The sequence below is a fragment of the Pseudoalteromonas sp. MelDa3 genome, assembly GCF_002863625.1.
Taxonomy (GTDB): Bacteria; Pseudomonadota; Gammaproteobacteria; order Enterobacterales; family Alteromonadaceae; genus Pseudoalteromonas; species Pseudoalteromonas arctica.
On the sequence record NZ_PJBR01000126.1, the window covers coordinates 1 to 6640 of the forward strand.

The following is a 6640-nucleotide window of genomic DNA, read 5'->3' on the forward strand; positions in this document are numbered from 1 at the left end:
TAGGAGAAAAAGTGGGGCGATTGACGGGGCTTGAACCCGCGACAACCGGAATCACAATCCGGGGCTCTACCAACTGAGCTACAACCGCCACTACACACACCTTGTTTGGTGTGGCGCGCATAATACATAAAATAATAAATGTTGTGAAGTCTAAAAGTGAAATAAATTAAAATAATTTAAATAAACAAATTTAATCAGTGTTGGACAGCTAATATTTACGGGGATCAGGTAACATATTTGTCGCATAACCTTCGCGAAAAATCGAATATAGGCGACTTTAATAGTATTAATTCATTATTCTATGAGAATAAATTGTAAATTAATGTATAATAATGCTCGGAAAACGCTTAATAAAAACATTTGGAGTAAATATGGATTCAGTACTTAATTGGCTTAACGATAACTCAGGCCTAATCTTACACTACGGTATACAAGCTGTTGTTGCGCTTGTTATCTTTTTACTTGGTAGTCGTATCGCTAAGTTTTGTTCTAACTTAACTGAAAAAGGTTTTGCTAAAAAGAAAGTAGATAAAGCTGTAGGGTCGTTTGTTTCAAGCATTGTGTACACACTTGTATTTGCTGTTACTATTTTAATGGCACTTTCGCAAATTGGTATTGAAACAACTTCGTTCATTGCTATTTTAGGTGCTGCAGGCTTAGCTGTTGGCTTAGCATTACAAGGTTCATTATCTAACTTCGCATCAGGCGTACTTATTATTTTACTTCGCCCATTCAAGTCTGGTGACTTTGTTGAAGCAGGTAATAAAATGGGTACTGTTAAGAAAATCGAAATATTCTCAACTGAACTTCGTACTCCAGATAATAAAGTAATCATCGTACCAAACTCTCAAATAATGTCAGGCGCTATTACTAACTTCTCGCGTGAGTCTACTCGCCGTATCGATTTAGTTATTGGTGTTAGTTACGATGCTGATTTACGTCAAGCAAAAGAAGTATTAAAATCTGTATTAGATGCAGAAACACGCATACTTAAAGACCCAGCTTATACAGTAGCTGTATCTGAGCTAGGTGATTCTAGCGTAAACTTTGTTGTTCGCCCTTGGGTTAACGCTGCTGATTACTGGCCTACTTACTGGTCATTAATGGAAAATATTAAAATTGCATTAGATGATGCAAATATTGCAATCCCATTTCCACAAATGGATGTTCATTTACACAAGCAAGACTAATTTTAAATAGTTATTTAATTAAAGTTATCTTTAATTGTTTTAGTGATAAAACGGCTATTAGACATAAAATTTCATGCAGTATTTGCTGCATGAAATTTTTTACATTATTACTTAGCTGTTTAGCTTGCTCTAACAAGTAATGCTTTAATAAAATAGATATACATTTATACAAAGGTTATTTTTTAATGAAATTAAAGCTTTTATCAGTTTTAGTTGCAGCATCTGCTGCAACAAATGCATTCGCTGCAGACGCAGATCAAAAAACGTGGGAAGTTACCAGTGAACTTGGTGCTATTATCACAAGTGGTAATACAGAAACGACCACACTCAAAGGTGGTATTAAAGTACAGCACAACCTTGAACACTGGAACAACGAATACAAGCTAGATGGTATCTACAAAGAAGATGAAGTTGAAGATGCGAATGGCGACAAAAATAAGCAGCGCACAAATGAAAAGTACTCGATTTCAGCGCAAGGTAATTACAAATTAAATGAAGATCATTCTCATCTATTCATTTATGGTTCACACGTTTCAGATTATTTTGGAGCATATAGAAGTGAGTCAGTAATTTCTGCAGGTTACGGTCTACGTTTATTAAACGAAAAAACAATGTGGTTAAGTGCCGAAGTTGGTCCTGGTTATAAATATTTTGAATACCCAGATGACAGCACTGAAATAGATGATAACGGTAACTCTCTTGCTGGCGAGTTTGAAGGCGAAGTAATTGCCTTAGGTAAATTAGATTACAACTGGCAAATTTCTGAGAGTGCACGTTTTACTCAATTAGTTGCTGTAGAGTATGGTGATACAAACACTAAAACTCGTTCAGAAACTGCATTGCTTGCAAAAATAAACGGCTCATTACAAATGAAAGTCGCTTTTAATGTCACTAACAACTCAGATGTTGCTGACGACAAAGAAAGCACTGACACAGAAACATCATTTACTCTGGTTTACAGTTTTTAACCAATGTAACTAAGTTAATGACACTAAAGTGACAAAAGGGACGAAAGTCCCTTTTTTATTTGCTCAAAATTAATGTATTATAGCCACCAATTTTGGTTGTAGACCTAGGGATATACCTACTCGTGAAAGTTTTTACACAATTTATTAGTGCTTTTATTCTACTTTGTAGTTTTAGTACTTTGGCTTTTACGCCAACAGCATCTCAAATTGAGCAATTTAAAAAGCTGCCCAAAGCTCAACAAGAAGCTCTCGCAAAACAGTATGGTGTTGATATATCAACGATCACCGGTACAAACCAATCTAATAATCAAAATAATACAGAGCAACAAAATAGTATTGGCGAGCGCGCAGAGCCAGGAAAAGAAAAGCTAACAGATGAAGAGCGCTTCAAACCAAAAGCAGACGAACTAAAACCATATGGTTATGAGTTATTTGCAGGTGAACCCACCACATTTATGCCAAGCGAAAATGCCGCCGTGGCTGACACCTATATAGTAGGGCCTGGCGATCAGCTTAAAATCAACTTATATGGGAAAGAAAGCGAAAGTTTTGAAGTCCTAGTTGATCGTGAAGGGCGTATTAGTATTCCAGATCTAAGCCCGGTAGAGGTCGCGGGTTTAACATTCGCTGAAATTAAAGAACTAATAAAAGTAAAAGTAGAACAAGAGGTTATAGGCGTAAAAGCTTTTGTATCGCTTGGTCAACTTCGTAGCATGCGTATTTTAGTGCTAGGAGAGGCTTACAAGCCGGGTAGTTATAGCGTGTCTTCATTAACAACTGTTTCGCACGCACTATTCGTAAGCGGTGGTGTGTCAGACATTGCTTCTCTTCGTAACATACAGGTTAAACGAGCTGGTAAGGTAGTTGCAAATTTTGACCTTTACGACTTACTTATTAATGGCGATAGTAGCAACGATATAGTACTAAAGCCTGGTGATGCTGTATTTATACCATCAGTTGGCGCTCAAGTAAGAGTTGAAGGTGCGGTTAAACGCCCTGCTATATTTGAACTTAAAAAAGGTGAGTCAGCTAAGCAATTGTTAGCTATGGCAGGAGGTCTTAAACCAAAGGCATACGCCAAAAGCGTAATTGTAGAACGCTTCAACTTCGATCGTAAAGAAGTATTGTCAGTAGACTTTTCAAAATCTCAAATTAATTATATTCCACAAGATGGCGACAGTATTCGCTTCAATTCAGTTAGTTCTCAATATCAAAATTCAATAAGCTTAATCGGTGCAGTTGCGCGTCCTGGTAATTATCAATGGCACCAAGGTAAACATATTTCAGATGTACTTAAATCAGTGCGTGGTGACTTACTACCACAAGCAGATTTAAGCTACGGACTCGTAATTCGTGAAATCAATATAAATGGTGACATAGAAGCTCATCAGTTCGATGTAGCCCAAGCTATTATCAAAAATTCAGAGAATGACTTACAGCTTCAAAGCAATGACAAAATTGTTGTATTTAGCCGTTTTGAAGAAAAAGAAGCCGAGCTTTCTGCATTAGCAAATATGGCTCTTAGCCAGGATCAGCAAGAGCAGCAACAAAAAGCAGAACAGTGGCATAAGTTTGAGCAAAAAGAATTTGAAAAATACGTTGGTGTAGTGAATAACTCCAAGCTCAAAAGCGGCCAAGGCAACTCCATTGAACAGATAACCGAAGGTAAAATTAATAAGCTAGATCTTAAACGTTATACATTTTTTAGTCGTCACAACATACTAACACCTATAATTGAAAAACTTAAACGCCAAGCTTCTACTGAACAAGCCATCCAGCTAGTAGAAGTTAATGGTAGTGTTACTTACCCAGGTGTTTACCCACTAACCATTGGTGGGGATGTGGCAGACCTTGTGACCGCCGCGGGCGGCCTACTTGAATCGGCTTATACCAAACAAGCCGAAATTACTCGCATGATTGATGGTGATTCTTCAAAGGTTGAACATTTAAAAATAAACTTTGCCCAAGCAATGAGCGGTAATACAAAAAACCGTATTAAACTACAAAGTAAAGACAGCCTGAATGTATTTACAATTCCAAATTGGCAAGAAAACGTAAAAGTAACCTTAAAGGGAGAGTTTAAGTTCCCAGGTACTTATACCATTCGCCGAGGCGAAACTTTGAGTAACTTATTAGAGCGTGCAGGTGGTTTTAGCAACTTTGCTGAGCAAAAGGCTGCAGTGTTTATTCGCCAGTCAGTAAAACAACAAGAGCAAAAGCAATTAGCACGTTTAGCTAACGAGCTGCGCCGTGATGTAGCTGCAAAAAGTTTTCAGGATTCTGTAGGTAGTAATGCACTTTCATACGACGAAATGAATAAGCTACTTAGCGATCTCGCCAGTGCAGAAGCAGTAGGGCGTTTAGTTATCGATCTACCATTAATTGTTAAAAACCACCAAAACTTAGTACTGCAAGATGGCGATGCACTTTATGTCCCAAGCAAGCGCGACTCAATTAGCGTAGTAGGCGAAGTTAATTACGCAACAACACATTTATTTAAAGCAGGGGTAAATGTAAATGACTACCTTGAGCTCAGCGGTGGCTTAAAAGAGCGAGCTGACGAAGACCGAATTTACATCATAAAAGCAAATGGCTCGGTTACAATTCCTAATAAGGGTGGGTGGTTTGCAGCAAATAATACAGACCAATTAGAACCAGGCGACACAATAGTAATACCAATGGATACAGGTCATATGGATAAGCTAACGCTTTGGAGTACTGCAACGCAGATACTTTACCAGCTAGGCGTAGCAGTCGCAGCGATTGGTAGTCTTTAGTTGTACTAATTTTAACTAAAAAGTTAATACAGATTGTTTTATAAGGACATTGTGTATGAGTAAGATAAAAGTATTTATAAAGAGATTTAAATGCGTAACAAAATGGCTTTAGATGAGCAAAGCACTTTGGTAGAGACAAAAGCATCACTTGATGATGAGATTGACTTGAGGGAGTTATTCATAACATTGTGGAAAGAGAAATTTAAAATTATTTTTATTTCTATAATATTTACCACTTTTTCAGTTGTGTACTCCTTAAGCCTACCTAATATTTACAAGTCGGAGGTTTTATTAACTTCTGCAGAGCAAGATAGTGGTGGTGGCTTATCTTCAATTGTTGGCCAACTAGGCGGTATAGCTAGCTTACCAGGCGTTAAGTTAGGAGATAACGCTGGCTCTAATAGTAAGTTACTAGCTATTGAAATTCTTAAATCTAGGCAGTTTAGTGCTGAATTTATTCAAAACCATAATATATTAGCAGATCTGATGGCTGCTAAATCATGGAACTTAGCGAGTAATAAAATTACTTATGATTCTGATATTTATGATCATGACACAGACACTTGGATTCGAGAGGTAAGCTTACCTTTCAAGGCAAGACCTTCTCCATTAGAAGCTCATGAAATATTTAAAGATATAGTAAATATTAGTGAAAATGAAGTGACTGGAATGCTTATATTATCAGTAAAGCATATATCCCCTTATATAGCTAAACAATGGGCAGACTGGCTGGTTGAAGACATCAATAAAGTCATGAAGGTACGTGATGTATCTGAGGCTGAAAAAAGTACTGCATTTTTAGTTGAGCAGTTAAAAGAAACTAACATCTCAGATATGAAATCAGTTTTGTACAGACTTATCGAAGAGCAGGCAAAAACTATAATGTTCGCTAATGTTAGAGACGAATATGTATTTAAAACAGTCGATGCTGCCATAGTTCCTGAAAAAAAAGCCGAGCCTAGTCGTGCTCTTATATGTATCTTAGGTGCTTTATTAGGTGGAATAATTGGAGTGTTTATTGTTTCTCTTAGGTATTTAGTCAAAGGCTCTGAAAAGAGAAGTTCAAATTCATAGGTAATTTTTCGTGAAAAGATTCAAATCCAATAAACAAGTTTTAAAACAGCAGCGCATTTATGTTTATTGTCCTCAATATAGAGAGGGCGAAATCAAAAGCATTATTAATAAATATGGCTTTGAAGCAATATTAAATGATTATTCTGTTAAAAATTTTAGTCTAAAAGTTATTTGTCATTTTGAAAGTGCTAGCTTTGAAAAGTGGGAAAAAGATTACCTTGTTAAAGCAACCGAATTAGGTGCCTGGGTTGAGCCTTTAGTTAGTTATTTAGATAGAAGAATGGGCTTTACCGAAGTTCAATTACTTCAAAGCAGTTATTTTTTGCATCAAAAAGCATTTACTATTTTATCTACGAAAAGAACACAAATAGCTAAAAGAGTAATTGATATAATCAGTGCAATTTTTTTACTGATTATTACCCTACCTATAATTTTAATAACAGCTATCTTAATAAAAATAGAAAGCAAAGGACCTGTTGTTTATAAACAAAAAAGAACAGGTCAATACAACGAAGAGTTCAAAGTAATAAAATTTCGCTCGATGTACTCTGATGCAGAAGCAAGCGGGGCTCAATGGGCTAAAAAGAATGATAATAGAATAACTAAAATTGGAAGGTTCATCAGAAAAACA

Annotated in this window: 5 protein-coding genes and 1 tRNA gene; 5 read left to right on the forward strand and 1 reads right to left on the reverse strand. The window is 36.4% G+C overall.

The features are described from left to right. Positions 1-12: 12 nt before the first annotated feature. Positions 13-88 (reverse strand) — tRNA-His (locus tag CXF89_RS17600). Between the two features lie 283 nt (positions 89-371). On the opposite strand from CXF89_RS17600, the gene CXF89_RS17605 reads away from it, so the two are divergent. From CXF89_RS17605 to CXF89_RS17625, 5 genes are all read left to right on the forward strand, one after another. Beyond that, positions 372-1190, forward strand: coding sequence for a mechanosensitive ion channel family protein (locus CXF89_RS17605; RefSeq protein WP_007582322.1), 819 nt, complete (start codon positions 372-374; stop codon positions 1188-1190). 185 nt (positions 1191-1375) lie between these two features. After that, entirely contained in the window at positions 1376-2158 is a 783-nt protein-coding gene (locus CXF89_RS17610) for a DUF481 domain-containing protein (protein WP_007582317.1), read from the forward strand. A gap of 122 nt (positions 2159-2280) precedes the next feature. Further along, positions 2281-4935, forward strand: a complete 2655-nt coding sequence (locus CXF89_RS17615) for an SLBB domain-containing protein (RefSeq protein WP_121955333.1) — start codon at positions 2281-2283, stop codon at positions 4933-4935. Between the two features lie 90 nt (positions 4936-5025). Further along, positions 5026-6009, forward strand: a complete 984-nt coding sequence (locus CXF89_RS17620) for a Wzz/FepE/Etk N-terminal domain-containing protein (protein ID WP_231612764.1) — start codon at positions 5026-5028, stop codon at positions 6007-6009. Between the two features lie 10 nt (positions 6010-6019). Next, the coding region (locus tag CXF89_RS17625) for a sugar transferase (protein ID WP_180961422.1) at positions 6020-6640 on the forward strand (621 nt) is incomplete at its 3' end.

Excerpts from the sequence above, each read along its gene's own strand:
- CXF89_RS17605 (WP_007582322.1), top strand. The coding sequence starts at position 372 with ATGGATTCAGTACTTAATTGGCTTAACGATAACTCAGGCCTAATCTTA.
- CXF89_RS17610 (WP_007582317.1), top strand. The coding sequence starts at position 1,376 with ATGAAATTAAAGCTTTTATCAGTTTTAGTTGCAGCATCTGCTGCAACA.
- CXF89_RS17620 (WP_231612764.1), top strand. The coding sequence starts at position 5,026 with ATGCGTAACAAAATGGCTTTAGATGAGCAAAGCACTTTGGTAGAGACA.